This is a genomic window from Bradyrhizobium sp. SRS-191, from assembly GCF_024586915.1.
In the GTDB taxonomy this organism is placed as follows: domain Bacteria; phylum Pseudomonadota; class Alphaproteobacteria; order Rhizobiales; family Xanthobacteraceae; genus Bradyrhizobium.
This window is the reverse complement of record NZ_JANBVS010000018.1, coordinates 143332-163961: the sequence shown is the minus strand read 5'-3', so window position 1 is coordinate 163961 and position 20630 is coordinate 143332. Positions and strand designations below refer to the sequence as shown.

Below are 20630 nucleotides of genomic sequence, written 5' to 3'. Positions count from 1 at the left end.
TCGACGTTGACCTGGAACAGGTTGCGCATGTCGTAGAGCGACGGCGCGGTCTTGCCGAGATGGCGCTGCTGCTCCACCGAGGCCGGCTCGGTGTCGCCCTGGATCACGATCAGGCGGCGCATCAGCGCGCGATATTCACCGGGGACCTCCTGCCACGCCGGCTCGCCGTAATGCTCGCCGAACGGGATCTTGCGGTCTTCTTCCTGCGGAGCCAGCAGGATGCCCCAACGATAGTCGGGCATCTTGACGTAGTCGAACTTGGCCCAGCCGCGCGGATCGACCGAATAGGCCGTGCGCAAGTAAACCAGCGACTGCTGGAAGCCCTCCGGGCCCATGTCGTTCCACCAGTCGACATAGCCGGGATGCCAGCCTTCCAGCGCCTTGAGGACCTGACGATCCTCGGCGAGATTCACATTGTTGGGAATCTTGGTCGAGTAGTCGACGTTCATGATGTTCATGTTCATGGCGTGCCTCCCTGAATTCGTTCGAGCTGCGTCGCTCGTGGATGGCCGGGTCAAGCCCGGCCATGACGGATGAGAATTAAACGCGCGTCATGTCGTATTGCGGCCGCTCGCCGGTGCCGTAGCGCCGGAGTGCGCCCTCCTCGCCGACCGCGTTGGGGCGCTGGAAGATCCAGTTCTGCCACGCGGTAAGGCGCGCGAAGATCTTCGACTCCATCGTCTCGGGACCGGCGAAGCGCAGATTGGCTTCGAGACCGGTGAGGCTGTCGGGAGAGAAGCTCGCGCGCTCCTCGAGGAAGACGCGGATCTCGTCCTCCCAGTCGATGTCATCCAGCGCGAAGGTGACGAGGCCGAGCTCCTCGGCTTCGTCGGCCTCGAGCGGCTTGCCGACCTGCGCGTGCACGCGCTCGAGTCCATTGGGATCGTCGAGGAAGCGCGACTGCAGCCGGGTCAGGCCGTGGCTCATCGGATACGGGCCGAAATTCATCGCCGACAATTCGATCGCCGGCGCCGGGCGGTTGTCGCCCTGGATGGTGCCGATCAGCATGTAGGAGCGGTCCGAGGCGAACACGAGTTCGGCCAAGGTGCCCGCGAAGCAGGAGCCGGGCTCGACCAGGGTCACCAGCGTGCGCGACGTGACGTCGATGCGCTTGAGCACGCGCTTCCAATAGTGCCTGATCTCGTTGACCAGCCAATGCGCCTTGTGGGCTTCGAGGAACGCGTCGTAGGCCAGGACCTGGGAGTTCTCGCCCTGCGACTTGAACACCAGCATCGCGATGCCGAGTTCGTTGATGCGCAGATGCAGGATGGCGTCGTCGAGCTCGCGCGCGACCTGCAGCGGCCAGAACGAAGCGCCCTGCCCGATCACGCCGTCGATGTCGGCCGGCGGCGCGGCTTCCGGCGCTGAGATCGTGATGGTGGCGATGCGGGAGGCGCGATCGATGTCAACATTGACGAAGCCGTAGCGGACGCTCGAGGCGTCGATCACGCGCTTGAGCGGCGTGAGCTGCACGCCCTTGCCGCTGCCGTTGCGCTTGGAGGCTGCCGCGAACTCCTTGGCGCGCTCGGCGACCTTGGCATCGACCTTGGAGTTCGGGGCGATCTCGTCAACCAGGCGCCATTGCACGGCGCGCTTGCCCTTGACGCCCTCTTCCGTCGTGCAGAACGCGTCCGCACGATCGCGGCGTACCTTGCGCTTGTCGACGACGCGGGTGAGCCCGCCGGTGCCCGGCAGAACCGCGAGCAGGGGCACCTCCGGCAGCGACACCGAGGACGAGCCGTCGTCGGCGAGGATGATGTGATCGGTAGCGAGCGCGAGCTCATAACCGCCACCGGCCGCGGTGCCGTTCACCACGGTGATGAAGCGCTGGCCGGAATTCTCGGACGAGTCCTCGAAGCCGTTGCGGGTCTCGTTGGTGAACTTGCAGAAGTTCACCTTGTGCGCATGGGTGGCGCCCGCGAGCATGCGGATGTTGGCGCCGGCGCAGAACACGCGCGGCTTGGCCGAGCGCAACACCACGACCTTGACCTCGGGATGCTCGAAGCGCAGCCGCTGCACGGCGTCGGCGAGCTCGATGTCGACGCCGAGATCATACGAATTGAGCTTGAGCTGGTAGCCCTCGAACAGGCCGCCATTCTCGTCGACGTCCATGGCGAGTGTCGCCACGTCGCCGTCGATCGAGAGCTTCCAATGCTTGTAGCGGGAGGGATCGGTCTGGAAATCGATGAACGTCTTGCCTCCCGCGAGTACGCGGTCTTCCCCGGCCATGAGTCACCCTTCGTTGGAGTGCTTATCGTTGAGATGTAAAATAGTGCATGTTCTGGCAGACGTCTACGGCGAAAAGCCGAAACATGCATTTTATTTCATGTTTGTGATGGGCGCCCCGGCAGGATCGCCGCCGCGAACTCGGCAATGACCCGCAAGCTGGCCTCGGGCGCCTCGCGATGCGGGGAATGGCCGGTCCGGAGCAGCATCGTCACTTCGACCGGGCAGTAGCACTCCTCCTGGATGATCTCGACCTGGCGGACGGTGCCGTACTGGTCGTCGACGCCCTGGATCACGGCGACGGGGACGCGGATGTAGGCGAGGTCGGCGGTGATGTCCCAGGTCCGGAACGCTGGATCGAGCCAGGCGCCGTTCCAACCATCAAACGCGTTGTCGACGTCCTTGTGCCAGCGCGCGAGCTTGGCGCGCAGCTCTGTCGTCTCGTAGGCGGTCTTGATGGCGGCGATCGACGACACCGACACATCCTCGACGACGACATGCGGCGCGATCAGCACGAGGCCTTGGAGGCGATGATCGGCATGGCTGCCGGCATAGATCGCGGCGATCGACGCACCGTCGGAATGGCCGACGAGGATGCCGCGCTGGAAGCCGATCGCATCGAGCAGCTTCGGCAGCACGTCGTTCGCCTCGCGCTGCATGTAGTCGAGCGGGCGCGGCAGCGTGACGGGGCTGGAGGCGCCGTAGCCGGCGCGGGAATAGGCGAACACGGAGGCACCGGTCGCCTGCTGGAGCTTGTCGGGAAAGTCGCCCCACAGGCCGACCGAGCCGAGGCCTTCATGCAGCAGCACGATGCACGGGGCGTCCGACGGCTGCGGGCCGATGAGACGATATTCGAGCTGGACGGAGTCGATGGTGAGGAAGCCAGATGCAGCCAGGGTCATCGCGATCTCCGCGCTGAAAAAAGTGTTATCCGACGTCCTTGCGGCGCGCGCGGTGTACCTCGCCCCGCTTGCGGGGAGAGGTCGGATTGCATCGCCAGATGCAATCCGGGTGAGGGGGTACAGGTCTCAGCACTTACACCACTCGTGCGGCTGCCCCTCACCCCACCCCTCTCCCCGTGAAGAACGGGGAGAGGGAGCGCACTGCCGACTGGGCGAGAGATGGGGTCCATCTCCTGGCGGCGATGCCATGCCGCGCCGAACCAATTACTAATTAGTCCCCTCGCGCAGCTTGAAGCGCTGGATCTTGCCGGTTGCGGTTTTCGGCAAGGACTCCACCACTTCGATCCAGCGCGGATATTTCCACGGGCCGATCTTCTGCTTGACGTGATCCTTCAGCTGATCATGCAGGGTCGAGCGATCGACGCTCGGGCGCAGCACGACATAGGCTTTCGGCTTCAGCAATCCTTCCGGATCGGACTCCGGCACGACAGCGGCTTCCAGCACAGATGGATGCGTGATCAGCGCGCTCTCGACCTCGAACGGCGACACCCAGATGCCGGAGACCTTGAACATGTCGTCGGAGCGGCCGCAGAAGGTGTACCGGCCCTCGGCGTCGCGGACATATTTGTCGCCGGTGCGCGTCCAGTAGCCCTCGAAGGTCGAGCGGGTCTTGTGGCGCTGATTCCAGTAGCCCTCACCGGCCGAGGGCGCATGCACCAGCATCTCGCCGACTTCGCCGTCCGGAACGCCCTCACCGGCCTCGTTGACGAGACGGACCTGATACCCCGGCACGGGACGGCCGGAGGAACCGTATTTGATGTCACCGGGCGCGTTCGACAGGAAGATGTGCAACAGCTCGGTCGAGCCGACGCCGTCGAGAATGTCGACACCGAAGCGCGCCCTCCAGGCATTGCCGACCGATTCCGGCAGCGCCTCGCCGGCCGAGGTGCAGATACGCAAAGCGGAGCCGGCCTTCTCGTGACGCAGCGATTCATCGTGCAGCATGGCGGCGAACAGGGTCGGTACGCCGTAGAAGATGGTCGGGTTGTAGCGGTTGAGCAGCTTGAACATCAGCGCCGGCGTCGGGCGCTCGGAGTTGAGGATGGTGGTGGCGCCGACCGACAGCGGGAAGGTCAGCGCGTTGCCGAGACCATAGGCGAAGAACAATTTTGCAGCGGACAGGCAGACATCGTCTTCGCGGATGCCGAGCACCTGCTTGGCGTAGGTCTCAGCTGTGGCGGCAAGGTTGCCGTGGAGATGGCGGACGCCCTTGGGCATGCCGGTGGAGCCGGACGAATACAGCCAGAACGCCGGCTCGTCCTCATGCGTCGCGACGGTCTCGAACTGATCGCTCTCGCGCGCGAGCTCTTCCGACAGCAGCTTGTGGCCGAACGCGTTGCCGCCGGAGACGACCACGCAGTCCAGATCGGACATCCGCCCGACGATGTCCTTCACCGCCGGATACAGCGCCTCGGAGACGAACAGCACGCGGGCGCGGCAATCGGCCAGCACGTAGGCATATTGCTCCGAGGTCAGCAGCGTATTGAGCGGCACCGGGACGATGCCGGCGCGCATGCTGCCTAGAAACACCGCGGGGAAATCCACCGTGTCGAGCATGATCATCGCCACGCGTTCCTCGCGGCGGACGCCGAGGCGGCGCAGCATGTTCGCAACGCGGCAGGTCTGCTGTTGCAGCCCGCGATAGGTCAGCTCGGAGATCGTGTCCGTGTAGGCGAGCTTGTCGCCGCGGCCCGCCTCGACATTGCGGTCGAGCAGCCACGACACCGCATTGTACGACTTCACGGCATTCTCCCCGGATTTTTGAATTATAATTCATAGAAGGCCACCAACATCGCTTGCTGTCAATCCTTCTCGGCATTATGTTTCCGCTTCAAAAGAAGTCAGAGGGACATGGCGCCAGAGAACGACGCTGCCAGGGATGATGCCGGCCAGTCGGCGGCCGAGACCGATTTCCTCGACCAGCTGGGGCAGCGGGTGCGGCGGATGCGCGGCCTCGCAGGCATGTCGCGCAAGGTGCTGGCCGAGGTCTCCGGGATTTCCGAGCGCTACATCGCCCAGCTCGAGAGCGGCAAGGGCAACGTATCGATCGTGCTGCTGCGCCGCATCGCCAACGCCATCAACGCACCGCTCGACGACATCATTCCCGGCGGCGAGCCGTCGCCGGACTGGCCGGTCATCCGCGATCTCCTGAAGAAGGCGAGCCCGAGCCAGATCGCGCAGGTCAAGGAGCTGCTCGCCGGCGGCGGCTCGGCGCCGCTGCGCCGCGCGTTCTCGGGGATTGCGCTGATCGGCCTGCGCGGCGCCGGCAAGTCGACGCTGGGCCGGATGCTCGCCGAACGCATCGGCTGGAGCTTCGTCGAGCTCAACAAGGAGATCGAGCGGCAGAACGGCTTGTCGGTCGCCGAGATCATCGCGCTCTACGGCCAGGAAGGCTTTCGCCGCATGGAGCAGGCCGCGCTGGTGGAGCTGCTGGCACGGAAGGAGCTGATGGTGCTGGCAACCGGCGGCGGCATCGTCTCCGAGCCGGTGACCTTCGATCTCATCCTGAATGCGTTCTACACGATCTGGCTGAAGGCCGAGCCCGAGGAGCACATGGGGCGCGTGCGCAAGCAGGGCGACCTCCGCCCGATGGCCGACGACCGCTCGGCAATGGCCGAGCTGCGCAACATCCTGGCAAGCCGCGAGCCGCTCTACGCGCGGGCCAATGCGGTGGTGGACACCGCGGGACTGTCAGTGGACGCGGCGGCCGCGCGGCTCGGCGAGGCGGTGAAGCCGGTCATCGCCAACGAAGCGCGGATGTTCGCGCGCGGGTGAGCTAACCGCCGGTTGCGGCGATGGCGCGATCGTGAGCCTCCAAAATCGTCTTCAGCTTATCCTTGGTGTCCTGCACGTCGGCGCCGGTTTTCTCATCGAGCAGCAGGCCGTTGAGCGCGCTGTGAGTCAGCCGGTTGGCGACCCATTTGCGCTCGAAGCCGAGCTTGGATTGCACCGTCGAAATGATCGTGACGCAGAGCGACAGCACCGTCGCGACGGTCTTTGGATCAAAGCCGACGATGGCGCTGCTGGTCTGCGACAGCACCGCGGCCGTTGCACTGAACACAACGACGCAGACAGTGGAGCCGTGGTTGGCGAAGCTCCACCACTTCTGCCCCCGGCCGCTCCAGCGCAGCGCGTCGTTCAGCGTGCGCGCCACGAAGTCCGCGCCGGTCTCCTGCCCATGCCCGTCTGCCATCGTTCTCTCCCCAGCCGGTTCGCCCCCTGATTGAGAGATGATCCAACGACAACGGCCGGCCTCGCGCAAGCGGGCCGGCCGTGTGGAACGAGATGACGGAGAGGATCAGCGCTCGGTCTCGATCTCCCGCAGCTCCGCGTAAGTCAGTGGCGTCAGGCCGGCGCCGTCGAAATAGATGAAGCGCAGGCGGCGCCGGCGGGAGATGAAGTTCGACGGCAAGGGATCGTAGCGGAAGGTGCTGCCGCCGAGATGCGGGGTCAGGCTGCCGACGTCGGTGAGCGCATCGATCTCGACGCGCAGCAGCTTCAGGCTCTCGCCGTCGCGCAGGATCTCGAACGGGACCCGGGCCAGCCGCAGGAAGCTGGTCGGGTCGGGCGCGGCGATGAAGCCGTCGACGAAGGCGGCCTCGACCTTGTCGAGATCGGGCTCGACCACCGGCGCGGGTTTGGCGCCCTCCGGCTGATGCGGCGTCTGCCACTGGACCGGAGAGCGGCCGCCATGCGGATGGTTGTGGCCGGGGCCATGCGGCGGATGGTCGTGATCATGGTGATGATCATGACCGTGATCGTGGTGGTGATCGTGATGATGATGGCCGTGATGGTGGTGATGATGTCGCATCGCGGGCCTCAGAAGCTGACCGGCTTGTTGATGATGTGCTTGTGGCTGCCGAGCTTGCCATGCGCGACCATCGAGCCCAGCGCCTCGACGACGACGCGGACGCCGATCAGCGCGGTGATATCAGACGTATCGTAGGGCGGCGAGACCTCGACGACCTCGAGCCCGCACAGGCCCTCGGCGGCGACGAGGCCAAGCAGCTTCAAGGCCTCGCGCGGCAGGAAGCCGCCGGGCTCCGGCCAGCCGGTGCCGGGCACGAAGCCGCAATCGATGGAGTCGACGTCGAACGAGATGTAGACGGCGTCGGCATCCTTCCATGCCAGCTCCAGCGCGATCTCGGCGGTCTTCTCCAGGCCGATCTTCTCGATGTCGGCGATCGTCAGCACGTTGGTGTTGCGCTTGCGCGCGACCTCGACGCCCTCGCGCGGGACCTGCCAGCCGCCGATGCCGAGCTGCACCAGGTTGGTCGGCGAGACGTTCGGCAGATTGGTCGCCCAGTACCAGGGCGTGGTGTGCATGCGCTCGTCGAGATCCTTCTCCTGGATGTCGATGTGGCGATCGAAATGGATGATGCCGATGCGCTTGTCGGTGCATTGCGCGATGCCGCGCACGCAGGGGAAGCCGATCGAATGGTCGCCGCCGAGCATGATCGGCAGCGCGCCGGACGAGGCCACATGCGCCACGCCGCGGCTGATCTGGTCGAAACTTTTCTCCAGATTGGCGGGGATGGTGAAGACGTCGCCGGCATCGCACAGGGTCATCTGCTCGCGCAGGTCGACGCCGAGCTCGTAGTTGTAGGGCGTGTAGAGCGCGGAGATGCGGCGGATGCCCTGCGGCCCGAAGCGGGTGCCGGGACGATAGGTGGTGCCGGAATCAAAGGGGATGCCGATCACGGCGGCATCGTATTTGCCGACGTCACGCACGTTCTCGACATAGGGCGCCTTCATGAAGGTGTTGATGCCCGCGAAATGCGGCAGCTCGCCGCGTGCAAAGGTCGGGATGTCGCGATCGGTCAGGGTGTCGGCGCCGGGCAGGCCCATGTCGAGCGCCCATTGCCGCTCCTTGCGCCAGCCATTGGTCGGCAGCTTGCCCTCGGCCTCCAGCGCCTGCCAGCCCTGGGTGGCCATCTTGTCGAAGTCCGGATGGTGACGGCGCAGGGCCTGGCGCCGCGGCTGCAATCCGGCACGGCGCGTGCGCCGCATGGCGGGGAATGACATGGAGTTCTCCTTCGTTTCTTCTGGGTTTTGCTATTGCGCCACGTGGACGCTGGCGCGGATGAAGCCGAGCACGGGCACCGCGCTGTCGCGGGTGAGATCGAGATCGTAGGTGATGCGCGCTCCGAACCGCTCCGGCGCCTGCGGATCCTTGCGCGGGCGGTCGAGCGCGATCAGCCGCGTCGCGAGGCCGAACGCCTCCTTGATGTCATGGGTGACCATCACGATGGTCATCTTGTGCTCGCGCCACAGCGGCTTGATCAGCGCATGCATCTGCGCGCGGGTGCCCGGGTCGAGCGCGCCAAAGGGCTCGTCGAGCAAGAGCACGCGCGGCTGTTTCGCCAGCGCCTGAGCGATTGCCAGCCGTTGCTGCATGCCTCCGGACAGCGCGCTCGGATATTTGTCGGCGTGAGGTCCGAGACCGACGGCCTCGATCAGCGCGCGGCTCTTCTCGATCGCCTCCTTGCGCGCCGTGCCGAACAGACGCGCCGTGAGAGGACTAGCAGTCATCTCATAGCCGAGCAGCACGTTGCCCAGCACGGTCAGATGCGGAAACACCGAGTAGCGCTGGAACACGATGCCGCGGTCGGGACCGGGCTCCGCTGGAAACGGCTGGCCGTCGAGCAGCACCGCGCCCTGGCTCGGCTTCTCCTGGCCGAGGATCAGGCGCAGGAACGTGCTCTTGCCGGCCCCGGAGGGACCGACGATCGACAGGAACGTGCCGGAGGCGATCTCGAGATTGATGCGCTCGAGCACGAACTGGTTGCCGTACTCGACCCAGACGTTGCGGAAGGACAGCGTGCTCATCAGCGACTCCCTTGCGCATAGGCCCAGGGAAACGCGCGCCGGCCGAACCAGACGAGCGCATAGTCGAAGACGTAGGCGAGCAAGGTGATCCAGACGACGTAGGGCAGGATCACGTCCATCGACAGATAGCGGCGGACGAGAAAGATGCGATAGCCAAGCCCGACGTCCGAGGCGATCGCCTCCGCCGAGATCAGGAACAAGAAGGCCGGCCCGATCATCAGCCGCAGCCCCTGGATCAGCCGCGGCATGATCTGCGGCAGCACCACGCGGATCGCGACCTGCCAGGTCGAGCCGCCCAATGTCTGCGCCTTGATCAGCTGCTCGCGCGGCATGTTCTGCACTTCCAGCGAGAGATCGCGCACCAGGGTCGGCGTGACGCCGATGACGATCAGCACGACCTTGGACAATTCGCCGAGGCCGAACACGATGAACAGCACCGGCAGCACCGCCATCGGCGGGATCATGGACAATACCGCGACCAAGGTGCCGAAGCCCGCGCCGGCGATCGGAAGCAATCCGATGGCGAGGCCGAGCGTGAGGCCGATGACGGCGGAAATGCCGAGCCCGAGGGCGAGCCGTTGCAGGCTCGCCGCCGTGTCGGCCCACAACACGTAGTCGCCCGAGCGGCGATCCGGCTCGGTCGCGAGCCGCTTCGACGTTGCGACCATTTCCGAGACCGGCGGCAGCAGCTTGTCGTCCGGATTGTCAGCGCGCCGCTGCGCCGAGCCGACCACGTAGATCAGCGCGATCAGCAGGAACGGCAGCAACGCCAGCAGCAGCCGGCTGCCCCGGTTCGGAACGACGTTCATCGCACGCGGCATTGCGACACTCCCATGATCAACGTCTAGCGCCGGCTTCAGAGCTGAACCTCTCCATGAACACGCCTCTCGGCGTGTTCATGGTCGGTGTGCAGTGCCGCCTTCGGCTTTTGACCCTCATGGTGAGGAGGCGCGAAAGCGCCGTCTCGAACCATGAGGCCCGAACTGGGGCCTTCTCCTTCGAGACGCTTGCTGCGCAAGCTCCTCAGGACGAGGGGAGATGCTGGTTGCTCAGCAGACCCAACGTCACAGCTTCCCGTCGGCCGCCATCTTCATGTAGGTGGGGTCGAAGCGCAGCTTCACGTTCGTCGTGGAGCCCAAGGCCTTCGACGGCGTGGAGATCCCGACCGCATCCTTCGACTTGACGTTCTCGCCGAGCAGATTGTGGTCGAAGCAGAAGGTGCGGACATGGTCCATGATCTTCGGCAGCTCCGGCCCCGTCATGAAGGCGAGCGCGTCCTTCGGCTCGTAATACATGAAGGTGGTCTTGAGCTGGGTCTCGAAGCCCGCGAGATCGGTGCCGGATAGCTTCGCCATCGCCTCGCGCGCAGCCTTGCCCTTCTCGCTCTGGTCCTTCATCAGCGCGATGGTCTCGTACCAGATGCCGGTCAGCGCCTTGCCGAGCTCGGGATTATCCTTCAGCGTCGCGCTGTTGACGACCAGCAGATCCTCGATCTCGCCGGGGATCTTGCTGGAGTCGAACACCAGGCTCGCGCCCGGCTCGGCCTTCACTTCGAGCAGCTGCGGATTCCAGGTGACCACGGCCGTCGTGTCCGGCGACTTCGCGGCGGCGACGATATCGGCGTCCGAGGTGTTGACCGTCTTGATGCTCTTCTCGGAGAGCTTCACGGTTTCAAGCCCGCGCGCCAGCAGATAATGCGACACCGACAGCTCGACGAGATTGACCTTCTGGCCCTTGATGTCGGCCAGCGTCTTGCCCTTCTTCAGCACCACGCCGTCATTACCGTTGGAGTAGTCGCCCATGATGATGGCCGACGTGTCGACGCCACCGGCGGCGGGAATCGTCAGCGCATCCATGTTGGTGACGGTCACGCCGTCGAACTTGCCGGCGGTGTACTGATTGATCGACTCGACGTAGTCGTTGATCTGCGTGACCTTGATCGAGATGCCGTATTTGTCGGCCCATTTCTTGACGATCCCGGATTCCGCGGCATAGGGCCACGGCATCCAGCCGACATAGATCGTCCAGGCGATGTTGAATTCCTTCTTCTTCTCGGCGAGAGCCGGCGACAGCGAAGCGGTCGCCAGCGTGGATGCCGCGAGCAGGGCAACAAACAGATTTCGTGCTTTTCCCATATCCAGTCCCTCATCGGTTTTGTGACCTGCGGACTGGCAAAAACAACCTCGAGCCTGCCAAGCGCGGCCACTGAGGTCTCCCGGGTTTTTATCCCGCCGTGCACCAGGGCTCTCCCCTGGCGGCTGCTCTCGGACCAGCATTCTCGATCGAGAACCGGAACCCTAGCTGCCAACTCTGAGCAATGGGGTGAGCAAGCCGCGTGCCAGAGGAAAATGCTTGCGATTCAACGGATCGCACGGCAGCCTGTGCTCAAAAAGCTGGCAGTCCGAATTCATCTTGGGCGATAGGCTGATGGCGGGGGCAACGGCCATGCATCGAAAGCATGAACCGGTTGGCGCACGCCGGAGACCTCATCAGGCCGGCACAAACGTGACCGTGGTTTGGAGTCTCTTCGTCATGATCAAGCTGTCCGGGATCGCAGCGGCAAGCCTGCTGGCTGTTGGCCTGATGTCCGCAACGGCGCTCGCGCAAAGCGCACCCGCGGCGGATACGCCAGCCCAGCCCGCGCCGGCCGCCACGCCCTCCCCGACGCCGAATCCCTCTCCCGCAACGGCAACCCCCGCTTCAGCACCGGCGTCCGCCGCCGAAAAACCGGCCGAGACGAAGCCCGCGGCCGACGCGGCGGGGACAAAAAAGAAGAAGCGAACGAAGACCACCCGGCAGGAAGTCGAGGACTCCCTGCGCAGCGGCAAGGTGCCCTCGCGCTATCGCAGCCGGGTGCCGAAGGAGTACCAGAAGTACATTCCGTTCGATCGCTGAGCGCGAGTGCGGTGATCGACGGCGCCTAGGTTGGCGGCGTCAGCTTGACGACGAACGCGACGATCAACATGAAAGCGAGACACAACGCGGTCTCGAGGTCGGAATGCTCAGACCAGAAACCGCGCAGACTCGCCGCGGCCTTCTTCGGTGCTTCGAGGCGGATATGAGGCGTACGCATTTGCTCAACCTTTGATAAAAGGCAAAACAAACTACTACCTGTGACGATAGTCCCATCCGAGCTGCGCCTCAATGCGAAAAATCGGCGCATGTCAGTATCACTGCCAAATCTACGCATCGCGCGGCACACCATCTTGATGTGAGTCAATCCGGGTCCACGGCGTTATAGCCGACAGCGCGCTGGCATCAAATCCCGAGATAGCGGTGCTGCAGCGCCGGCTCGGCCATCAGTTGCTCCGACGTGCCGTGCCACACCGTGCGGCCGCGCTCGATGATGTAGTGGCGGTCGCAGATGCGGGTGAGATGCTCGACGTTCTTGTCGATCACCAGGATCGACTGCCCGCGCGACTTCAAGAGCGACAGACAGTTCCATATCTCCTCGCGGATCAGCGGCGCCAGGCCTTCGGTCGCCTCGTCGAGGATGAGCAGTTTCGGATTGGTCATCAGCGCCCGGCCGATCGCCAGCATCTGCTGCTCGCCGCCGGAGAGCTGATTGCCCATGTTGCCGCCGCGCTCGGCGAGCCGCGGAAACAGCGCGTGGATCTTGTCGAGCGTCCATGGATCGGACGCGCCGAGCCGGTTGGTCGAGGCGGCCACGAGATTCTCGGTGACGGTGAGGTTCGGGAAGATCTGCCGTCCCTCCGGCACCAGGCCGATGCCGAGTTGCGCGATCCGGTAGGACGGCAGCTTGCGGGTTTCGTGGCCGCTGAAGCGGATCTGGCCGGCACGCGCCTGGGTCAGGCCCATGATCGAGCGGATCGTGGTGGTCTTGCCCATGCCGTTGCGGCCCATCAGCGAGACCATCTCGCCGGGACGGATCGCCAGGGACAACCCGAACAGAACCTGGCTCAGACCGTAGCAGGTCTCGATGCCATCGACCTCCAGCAGCATGGCGCTTGTCCCCTGATCAACCATGGCCGACCACCACGTGCTGATCACCGAGATAGGCGCGCTTGACCTCCTCGTTCTGCCGGATCTCGTCCGGCTTGCCCGAAGCGATGATGCGGCCATAGACCAGCACGGAGATGCGATCGGCGAGCGCGAACACCGCTTCCATGTCGTGCTCGACCAGCACGATGGAGACCTCGTTGCGCAGCTCGGCGAGCAGCTTCACCATGCGCTGGGATTCCGTCACGCCGAGGCCGGCCATCGGCTCGTCGAGCAGCAGGATCTGCGGCTTGGTCGCGAGCGCGACGGCGAGCTCCAGCTCGCGCTGCTCGCCATGGCTGAGCCGCGACACCAGCACGTCGGCGCGATGGCCGAGGCCGACGCGCTCCAGCGCGGCACGCGCGGCATCGCGCAGCGGCTTGTCCTTGCGCGCATTGGCGAAGAAGCGGAACGAATGCCGGCCGTCATGGGCCTGGGCCGCGAGCGCGACATTGTCGGCCGCGGTGAAGTCGGTCAGCAGCGAGGTGATCTGGAAGGAGCGCGCGAGCCCCAGCGCGCTCCGCTTGTAGGCCGGGAAGTGCGAGATGTCGCGTCCGCCGAGGAAGATGCGTCCGCCATGCGGCGCGAGATGACCGGTGAGCTGGCTGATCAGCGTGGTCTTGCCGGCGCCGTTCGGGCCGATGATGGCGTGGATCTCGCCCTTGGAGACATCCAGGCAGACGTGATCTGTCGCGATGATGCCGCCGAAGCGGCGCACGAGATTGTCGACGCGAAGCAGCGGTTCAGCCACGGTTCAACCTCCCGAGCATGCCCATGATGCCGCCGCGGCCGAACAGCACGATCAGGAGCAACAGCGGCCCCATGATCAGCGCCCAATATTCGGTGAGCTGCGACAGCACCTCCTCCAGCACCAGGAACACCACGGAGCCGACGACCGGACCCATCAGGGTGCCCATGCCGCCGAGGATCACCATCACCATCAGGTCGCCGGAGCGGGTCCAGTACATCACGGCCGGGCTGACGAAATCGGTGTTGTTGGCGAGCAGCGCCCCTGACAGTCCGCACAGCATGCCGGCGATGGCGAAGCAGGCGAGCTTGTAGCGCTTCGACGGAAAGCCGATCGCCTGCATGCGCTGCTCGTTGGAGCGCAGGCCCTGCAGCACCAGCCCGAAGCGCGAATTGACGATGCGCCAGACCAGCGCGACGACGGCGAGTAGGCAGAACAGGCAGAGATAATAGAACTGCACGCGGTTGCCGAGATAGATCAGGCCGCCGAAATCGCTGCGCTTGTAGACGGTGAGACCGTCATCGCCGCCGTAGCGGGCGAGGCCCGAGGCGACGTAATAGGCCATCTGTGCAAAGGCCAAGGTGATCATGATGAAGTAGACGCCGCGCGTGCGCAGCGAGAGCGCGCCGATCACGAGCGCATACAGCGCCGACACCGCGATCGCGACGGCGAACTGTGCCCAGCCGGAGCCGATGCCCTCCTGCGCCAGGATGCCGACGGCGTAGCCGCCGATGCCGAGATAGGCGGCATGGCCGAAGCTCATCATGCCGCCATAGCCCATCAGCAAATTCAGGCTGACCGCCGCGAGCGCCAGGATCACGATGCGCGTGAACAGCGTGAGAATGAAGATGTTGCCGCTCAGGTTCGAGTAGACCGGCAGCAGCACGAGGCCGGCCACGACGAGCGCAGCGACGAGGCTTGAGACGTTGAGTGAGAATTTCATCTGCGGTTGGCCGGAAACAGACCTTCAGGCCGCGCCACCAGCACGATCGCCATCAGGAGATAGATCAGCATCGAGGACAGCGCCGGCGCCGCGGTGGAGGCCGACGCGGAGTTCAGCACCTGGCGCAGCAGATTGGGCAGGAAGGCGCGGCCCATGGTGTCGATCAGGCCGATCATGATCGCGGCGATGAAGGCGCCGCGGATCGAGCCGATGCCGCCGATCACGATGACGACGAAGGCGAGGATCAGGATGTTCTCGCCCATGCCGATCTGCACGGTGAGGATCGGCGCCTGCATCAGCCCGGCGAGGCCGGCGAGCGCGGCGCCGAGGCCGAACACCAATGTGTAGAGCAGCTTGATGTTGATGCCGAGCGCGCCGATCATTTCGCGGTTGGAGGCGCCAGCGCGGATCAGCATGCCGATCCGCGTGCGCATCACGCCGAGATAGAGCAGCAGCGCGACCAGCAGAGCCACGACGATGATCGCGAGGCGATAGGCTGGATATTGGATGCCCGGCAGGATCGTGACCGGAAAGGCGAGCCAGGACGGCAGCGGCAGCGCGAGGCCTGCGGGACCCCAGATCAGCCTGACCGCTTCGTTGAAGAACAGGATCAGGCCGAAGGTCGCCAGCACGTGGTCGAGGTGGTCGCGCCCATAGAGATGGCGCAGTGCCGTGAATTCGAGCACTATGCCGAGCAGAAGCGTGGCACCCAGCGCCAGGACGCCGCCGAGCACGAAGCTGCCGGTCCAGGCCACGAAGGTCGCAGCGAAATAGGCGCCCATCATGTAGAGCGAGCCATGGGCCAGATTGACGAGGTCCATGATGCCGAACACCAGCGTGAGGCCGGCAGCCAGCAGGAACAGCAGCAGTCCGAACTGCAGCCCGTTCAGGAATTGTTCGACGACGAGAAGCATGCCCCTCACTTCACGCTCAAAAAGACGGCGGCAGAACCGTTGCAGGCGCTGCCGCCATGTCCGCCCCCGATCTTAGGACGAAGATGTTTTAAGCTTCAAGCAAATTCCAGGCCGGTCCGCGCCCGGCCTGGATTCTTTCCGCTCATTTCATCGGGCACTTGTCGTGGAAGCGGTCCTGGTCGTTCTCGACGATCGTGGCCACCGTCTTGAGCGAGAGCTGGCCGTCGGCGTCCTTGACCACGTCCTGGAGGTAGAAGCTCTGGATCGGGATGTGGTTGTTGCCGAACTTGAACGCGCCGCGCAGCGACTTGAAGTTGGCCTTCTCCATCTCGGCCTTCATCGCGTCCTTCTTGGAGGTGTCGCCCTTGACCGCGACCACCGCGCTATTGATCAGCTGCGCCGCGTCATAGGCCTGAGCGCCGTAATAGGTCGGACGCAGGCCGGTGTACTTCTTGCGGTAGTCGGCAACGAAGGTCTTGTTCTGCTCGTTCGGCAGGTCGTTGACCCATTCCTGGGCGCCGGGAACGCCGATCGCATTGTCCTTCTGCAGCGGCAGCGACAATTCGTCGACGGTGAAGGCGGTGTAGAGCGGCATCTTCTCCTTGAGGCCGGCCTGCGCGTATTGATTGAGGAACTGCACGCCGGCAGCGCCCGGATAGAACACGAAGATCGACTCGGCGCCGGAGGCGCGCGCCTTGGAGAGTTCGGCGGAGAAGTCGAGCTGGCTCGGCCAGACCGTGTATTCCTCGCCGACGACCTGGCCCTTGAAGGTGCTCTTGACGCCCGCCAGCATGTCCTTGCCGGCCGCATAGTTCGGGCCGATCAGGAACACCGACTTGACGCCCTTCTGGTTCATATAGAGGCCCATGGCGGCGGGCGTCTGGTCGTTCTGCCAGGAGGTCGAGAACACGTAAGGCGAGCACAATTCGCCGGCGAGCTGCGACGGGCCGGCATTGGCGGAGACCAGGAAGGTCTGTGAGTCGACCGCGGTCTTCAGCGAGGCCAGCAGCACGTTCGACCAGATGTAGCCGACGATGAAATCGACCTTGTCGGACTGCACCAGCTTCTCGGTCTTCTGCTTGCCCACGTCAGGCTTCTGCTGGTCGTCCTCGTAGATCACCTCGACCGGCTTGCCGTCCATCTTGCGGCCGAGATGGTCCAGCGCGAGCTCGAACGAGTTGCGCATGTCGTTGCCGATCACGGCGGTCGGGCCGCTGAACGTCGAGACGAAGCCGATCTTGATGGTGTCGCCGGCAAAGGCCGTGCTCGAAAACAGCAGCGCCGCCGCGCCTGCCAGCCAGAAGCTCGTCTTCATGGTCGTCCCTCCCCTGATCACGGTCAGTTCTTATCGTTGTTTCTTAACCGGCGCGCAGCAGCACGGCGAGCGGCGGCGTTTCGCCGCAGCACGCCATCGCGCGAATGACATTCCGCGCACCATCGACCCATGCACCATAATTCCCGGAAACGGGCAAAGGCAAGAACTATAGTGCCTGTTAACGATACCGCAGCACAGCACAAGCGGGCCGTGTCAATGTGACACCGCCCGCTCGCGCTCGTGCGTATCACCCGGACGGCGTTACTTCACCAGCGCGCAACCACCGTCAGCCATCGGCCGAAACGCCTGCTCGGCCGGGATCGTCGAGACCAAGCGATAATAGTCGTAAGGGTACTTCGACTCCTCGGGCTTCTTCACCTCGAACAGATACATCGGATGCACCACGCGGCCGTCGGCGCGGATGGTGACGTCGCCGAACAGCCGGTCCTTGCCCTTCACCGTCTTCATCTGCGGCACGACGTCCTTGGCGTCGTCACTGCCGGTCGCCGCGACCGCGTTGAGATAGGCGAGCGTGGAGGCGTAGACGCCGGCCTGGTTGCCGCTCGGCATCTTGCCGTTCATGCCGGGACGCGCCGCGAAGCGTTTGGCGAAGGCGCGGGTGTCGTCGTCCATGTCCCAATAGAAGGCTTCGAGCAGTTGCAGGCCCTGCGCCGCCTTCAGGCCCATGCCGTGGATGTCGTTGATGAACAGCAGGAACGCGACCAGCGACTGGCCGCCCTGCTGAATGCCGAACTCGGCGGCCTGCTTGACCGCGTTGATGGTGTCGCCGCCGGCATTGGCGAGCCCGATCACCTTGGCCTTGGAGCCCTGTGCCTGCAGCAGGAACGAGGCGAAGTCGGTGGTCCCCAGCGGATGCTTGGCCGAGCCAAGCACCTTGCCGCCATGCTTCTCGATGTAGTTGGTAGCCTCGGCCTCGATGCCCTGTCCCAGCGCGTAGTTGACCGTGATGAAGTACCAGTCCTTGCCGCCGCGGCCCATCATCGCGGCGGCCGTGGTGTTGCCGGTCGCCCAGGCATCGTTGACCCATTGAATGGTGTTCGGCGAGCAGGCCTTGCCGGTGAGATCGGAGCTTGCGGTGGATGAGGCCAGGAACGTCATCCGGCTGTTGCGCAAGAGCTCGTTGATGGTCAGGCCCACGGCCGAATTCGGCACGTCGACGATGGCATCGACCTTGTCGACATCGAGCCATTTTCGCGCGATGGCCGAGCCGACGTCGGCCTTGTTCTGGTGGTCGGCATAGACGATCTCGACCTTGATGCCCTTAGCCCCGCCGTTGAAATCCTCCGCAGCCATGCGCGCGGCCTCGACCGAGCCCATGCCGTTGGTGTCCTGGAAGATGCCGGAGATGTCGTTGAGCACGCCGACGCGCACGACATTGTCGGAGATCTCGCCGGCGGACGCCGTGGCGGCGAAACCGAGCGACGTGGCGATCGCGATGACGCTTGTATTGAGCTTTCTCATGAAATTCCTCCCCGTGTCGTTCTTGTTCTGATTGTCGTCGAAGCCGTCAGCTCTGCTTGTCCGGGATGCGCACCACCAGCCCGGCCAGCGCCGGCTGCACCTTGATCTGGCAGGACAGCCGGCTGTTCGGCAGCCGTTCGGCGGCGGTCCCGTCGAGCAGCGCATCCTCGTCGTCGGAAACCGGATCGAGCTTCGCCGTCCAGGCCTCGTCGACATAGACGTGGCAGGTGGCGCAGACGGCGTTGCCGCCGCATTCGGCGGTGATGCCGTCGACGCCGTGGGTGAGCGCAGCGAGCATGAGGCTGTCGCCGTCCGCCGCCTCCACGCTTTGGCTGCGGTTGTCGTGATGAATGAAGGTGATCGTTGTCATGGCGCGCTCAGGCTGGAGTGAATGTGACCGGCAGGCTCTCGAGTCCGCGCAGCGTATTGTTGTAGCGGCGCGTCGGCTCGCCGCTCATCGTGATGGCGCCGACCTTGCGCGCGAGCGCGGTCAGCACCGCCTCGCCTTCGAGCCGGGCGACGAGCTGGCCGACGCACATGTGGATGCCCGAGCCGAAGCCGACATGGCCGGAGACTTTTCGCGTGATGTCGTAGCTGTCCGGCTGCTCCCAGCGGCGCGGATCGCGATTGGCGGCCCCCAAGAACATCAGCACCTTCTCGCCCTCGGGGATGACGACGCCGCCGAGTTCGACGTCAACGGTCGTGGTGCGGAAAAAGGTCTGCACCGGACTCTCGAACCGCACCGCCTCCTCGAACGCGTTGCGGGCGAGCGAAGGATCGTCGCGCAGCCGCGCCCATTGATCGGGGAAGCGCGCGAGGCAGTAGACCGCAGCACCGATGCCATAAACGGTCGTGTCGAGCCCGGCGGACAACAGCGAGCGCACCAGCAAAGGTGCTTCGGCCGGCGTGATCTCACCGGTATCGCTGAAGGCATGGATGCAGGCGCCGAAGCCGCCGGGCGTCAGGTTGTCGCGCTGGCATTGCGCGGTGACATAGGCCTGATGCGGCGCCGAGCGTTCGATCGCTTGCTGGCGCAGCTCGTTCGGCGGACCGAACGCGTTGAAGACGAGGCTCGCATAGGGAATGAGATGCTCGCGCCCCGCGGCCTGCAACCCGAGGGCGTCGGGAAACACAGACAGCGGATAGGCCTCGGCGAGATGAGGGATCGCGTCGAACGACCCGCGCGCCAACAGCTCGTCGATCTTGGCTTCGGCCGCGACCATGAAGCCGTCGCGCAGCCGCTTCATGACCGCGGGCGACAGTACCTTGCTCAGCACCGCGCGTGTCCGCGTATGCGCCGGCGGATCGGCCTCGAGGATCAGGCTCGGCGGCCGCCACGGCTTCTCCTTGGCGAAGTCGCTCAGGCCCACGCCGCGGCTGGAACAGAAGGTCTGGGGATCGTTGAAGACGGCGTAGACCTCGGCGTAGCGGGCGACGCCGTAGACGTTCCACTGATCGAGATAGACGACGGGACCGGCCTCGCGCATCTCCTGGTGCGCCGGATAGGGATCGTCGAAGAAGTCGTAGGAGAACGGATCGATCGCGAGATGCGGGATGCCCGGCGCTACGCCGGAATTCTGGGAATGATTTGTTGGGTTCACGCGGCCCTCCCGAAGTTTGACCTTGTCATGCGGCTTTTCGTATCCGTATGAGTGGCGATGCATGGATGCTGGGGATCATGAGCGAGACCAAGGGAACGCCGCGCAAAGCACCGCCGCGCGAGCCTGAGGCCCAAGATCGGGCCCACGGCCTCACGCTCGATCTCGACCGCTATGTGCCGGCCTTCATCACCTTCATAGCCAACAAGCTGTCGAACAGCGCCACCGCGTTCTATCAGCGCAATTTCGGCGTCAACGTCACGGAATGGCGGATCATGTCGCTGCTGGCGATCGAGCCGGGTATTCCGGCCTCGCGCATCTGCAGCGTGATCGGCTTCGACAAGGGCCCGGTCAGCCGCACCTTGGCGCTGATGAAGAGCCGCGGCCTGATCGCGATCCGCAACGATCCGGAGGATGGCCGCAGCCATTCGATCTCGCTGACGGCGAAGGGGCGCGCGACGCACGACAAGGTCATCATCGCCGCGTTCGAGCGTGAGCGGCGACTCCTGGCGTGTCTCGACAAGGACGAGCAGGAAGTTCTGATCACGCTGCTGCGCCGCATCCACGACAATCTCGACGCCGTCACCGGCGCGAGCTGAGGCCAGGCAACGCGC

At 64.8% G+C, this 20630-nt stretch carries 21 protein-coding genes, 1 pseudogene and 1 riboswitch; of the genes and pseudogenes, 3 read left to right on the top strand and 19 right to left on the bottom strand.

The features are described from left to right. The 4 genes and pseudogenes from NLR35_RS27130 to NLR35_RS27115 all read right to left on the bottom strand — a co-directional run. Positions 1–464 (bottom strand): annotated as a pseudogene (locus NLR35_RS27130) (benzoyl-CoA 2,3-epoxidase subunit BoxB); the annotation flags it as partial. Between the two features lie 76 nt (positions 465–540). Further along, a complete protein-coding gene (boxC, locus tag NLR35_RS27125; RefSeq protein WP_257169595.1) occupies positions 541–2229 on the bottom strand; it encodes a 2,3-epoxybenzoyl-CoA dihydrolase in 1689 nt (562 codons plus the stop codon). Positions 2230–2324: 95 nt separating this feature from the next. After that, the gene (locus NLR35_RS27120; RefSeq protein WP_257169594.1) at positions 2325–3128 is read right to left on the bottom strand and encodes an alpha/beta fold hydrolase; all 804 of its coding nucleotides are present in this window, start codon (positions 3126–3128) and stop codon (positions 2325–2327) included. Positions 3129–3395: 267 nt separating this feature from the next. Further along, the gene (locus NLR35_RS27115) at positions 3396–4913 is read right to left on the bottom strand and encodes a benzoate-CoA ligase family protein (protein WP_257169603.1); all 1518 of its coding nucleotides are present in this window, start codon (positions 4911–4913) and stop codon (positions 3396–3398) included. Between the two features lie 126 nt (positions 4914–5039). On the opposite strand from NLR35_RS27115, the gene NLR35_RS27110 reads away from it, so the two are divergent. Then, a complete protein-coding gene (locus tag NLR35_RS27110; RefSeq protein WP_257169593.1) occupies positions 5040–5963 on the top strand; it encodes a helix-turn-helix transcriptional regulator in 924 nt (307 codons plus the stop codon). A 1-nt stretch (position 5964) separates the two neighbouring features. Here the strand turns inward: NLR35_RS27110 and NLR35_RS27105 are convergent, their stop codons facing one another. The 6 genes from NLR35_RS27105 to NLR35_RS27080 all read right to left on the bottom strand — a co-directional run bounded on the left by NLR35_RS27105 (position 5965) and on the right by NLR35_RS27080 (position 11152). Then, positions 5965–6381, bottom strand: coding sequence for a DUF4231 domain-containing protein (locus tag NLR35_RS27105; RefSeq protein WP_257169592.1), 417 nt, complete (start codon positions 6379–6381; stop codon positions 5965–5967). Between the two features lie 105 nt (positions 6382–6486). Next, positions 6487–6816, bottom strand: coding sequence for a hypothetical protein (locus tag NLR35_RS27100; protein WP_257169602.1), 330 nt, complete (start codon positions 6814–6816; stop codon positions 6487–6489). Positions 6817–7007: 191 nt separating this feature from the next. Next, positions 7008–8213 carry an agmatinase family protein gene (locus tag NLR35_RS27095; protein WP_257169591.1) on the bottom strand — a complete coding sequence of 402 codons (1206 nt, stop codon included), beginning with the start codon at positions 8211–8213 and terminating at the stop codon, positions 7008–7010. A 30-nt stretch (positions 8214–8243) separates the two neighbouring features. Then, positions 8244–9017, bottom strand: a complete 774-nt coding sequence (locus NLR35_RS27090) for an ABC transporter ATP-binding protein (protein WP_257169590.1) — start codon at positions 9015–9017, stop codon at positions 8244–8246. Continuing rightward, positions 9017–9838 carry an ABC transporter permease gene (locus NLR35_RS27085; protein ID WP_257169589.1) on the bottom strand — a complete coding sequence of 274 codons (822 nt, stop codon included), beginning with the start codon at positions 9836–9838 and terminating at the stop codon, positions 9017–9019. The genes NLR35_RS27090 and NLR35_RS27085 overlap by 1 nt, the downstream gene beginning before the upstream one ends. Positions 9839–10081: 243 nt before the next feature. Continuing rightward, complete coding sequence (locus NLR35_RS27080; RefSeq protein WP_257169588.1) at positions 10082–11152, bottom strand: putative urea ABC transporter substrate-binding protein; 1071 nt, start codon at positions 11150–11152, stop codon at positions 10082–10084. Between the two features lie 75 nt (positions 11153–11227). Next, positions 11228–11329, bottom strand: a riboswitch (guanidine-I (ykkC/yxkD leader). A gap of 220 nt (positions 11330–11549) precedes the next feature. Between NLR35_RS27080 and NLR35_RS27075 the strand changes: the two genes are divergently transcribed. Next, positions 11550–11912: a hypothetical protein gene (locus tag NLR35_RS27075; protein ID WP_257169587.1), complete on the top strand. Its 363-nt coding sequence runs from the start codon at positions 11550–11552 to the stop codon at positions 11910–11912. Positions 11913–11937: 25 nt separating this feature from the next. On the opposite strand, the gene NLR35_RS27070 is transcribed toward NLR35_RS27075, so the two are convergent. The 9 genes from NLR35_RS27070 to NLR35_RS27030 all read right to left on the bottom strand — a co-directional run bounded on the left by NLR35_RS27070 (position 11938) and on the right by NLR35_RS27030 (position 20019). Continuing rightward, positions 11938–12090 (bottom strand): transporter, encoded by a 153-nt coding sequence (locus tag NLR35_RS27070; protein ID WP_257169586.1) that lies wholly within the window; start codon positions 12088–12090, stop codon positions 11938–11940. Positions 12091–12275: 185 nt separating this feature from the next. Beyond that, positions 12276–12980: an ABC transporter ATP-binding protein gene (locus tag NLR35_RS27065; RefSeq protein ID WP_257169585.1), complete on the bottom strand. Its 705-nt coding sequence runs from the start codon at positions 12978–12980 to the stop codon at positions 12276–12278. A gap of 16 nt (positions 12981–12996) precedes the next feature. Further along, positions 12997–13767 (bottom strand): ABC transporter ATP-binding protein, encoded by a 771-nt coding sequence (locus NLR35_RS27060; RefSeq protein WP_257169584.1) that lies wholly within the window; start codon positions 13765–13767, stop codon positions 12997–12999. Then, a complete protein-coding gene (locus NLR35_RS27055; protein ID WP_257169583.1) occupies positions 13760–14707 on the bottom strand; it encodes a branched-chain amino acid ABC transporter permease in 948 nt (315 codons plus the stop codon). Before NLR35_RS27055 ends, NLR35_RS27060 begins: the two co-directional genes overlap by 8 nt. Then, positions 14704–15621, bottom strand: a complete 918-nt coding sequence (locus NLR35_RS27050) for a branched-chain amino acid ABC transporter permease (RefSeq protein ID WP_257169582.1) — start codon at positions 15619–15621, stop codon at positions 14704–14706. The genes NLR35_RS27055 and NLR35_RS27050 overlap by 4 nt, the downstream gene beginning before the upstream one ends. Before the next feature lie 142 nt (positions 15622–15763). Next, positions 15764–16936, bottom strand: a complete 1173-nt coding sequence (locus NLR35_RS27045; RefSeq protein WP_257169581.1) for an ABC transporter substrate-binding protein — start codon at positions 16934–16936, stop codon at positions 15764–15766. A gap of 261 nt (positions 16937–17197) precedes the next feature. Further along, positions 17198–18418, bottom strand: a complete 1221-nt coding sequence (locus NLR35_RS27040; protein ID WP_257169580.1) for an ABC transporter substrate-binding protein — start codon at positions 18416–18418, stop codon at positions 17198–17200. 46 nt (positions 18419–18464) lie between these two features. Beyond that, complete coding sequence (locus NLR35_RS27035) at positions 18465–18788, bottom strand: (2Fe-2S)-binding protein (RefSeq protein ID WP_257169579.1); 324 nt, start codon at positions 18786–18788, stop codon at positions 18465–18467. A gap of 7 nt (positions 18789–18795) precedes the next feature. Further along, a complete protein-coding gene (locus tag NLR35_RS27030; RefSeq protein ID WP_257169578.1) occupies positions 18796–20019 on the bottom strand; it encodes a cytochrome P450 in 1224 nt (407 codons plus the stop codon). Between the two features lie 77 nt (positions 20020–20096). Here NLR35_RS27030 and NLR35_RS27025 point away from each other — a divergent pair, with 77 nt between their 5' ends. After that, the gene (locus NLR35_RS27025) at positions 20097–20615 is read left to right on the top strand and encodes a MarR family winged helix-turn-helix transcriptional regulator (protein WP_257169577.1); all 519 of its coding nucleotides are present in this window, start codon (positions 20097–20099) and stop codon (positions 20613–20615) included. Positions 20616–20630 lie beyond the last annotated feature (15 nt).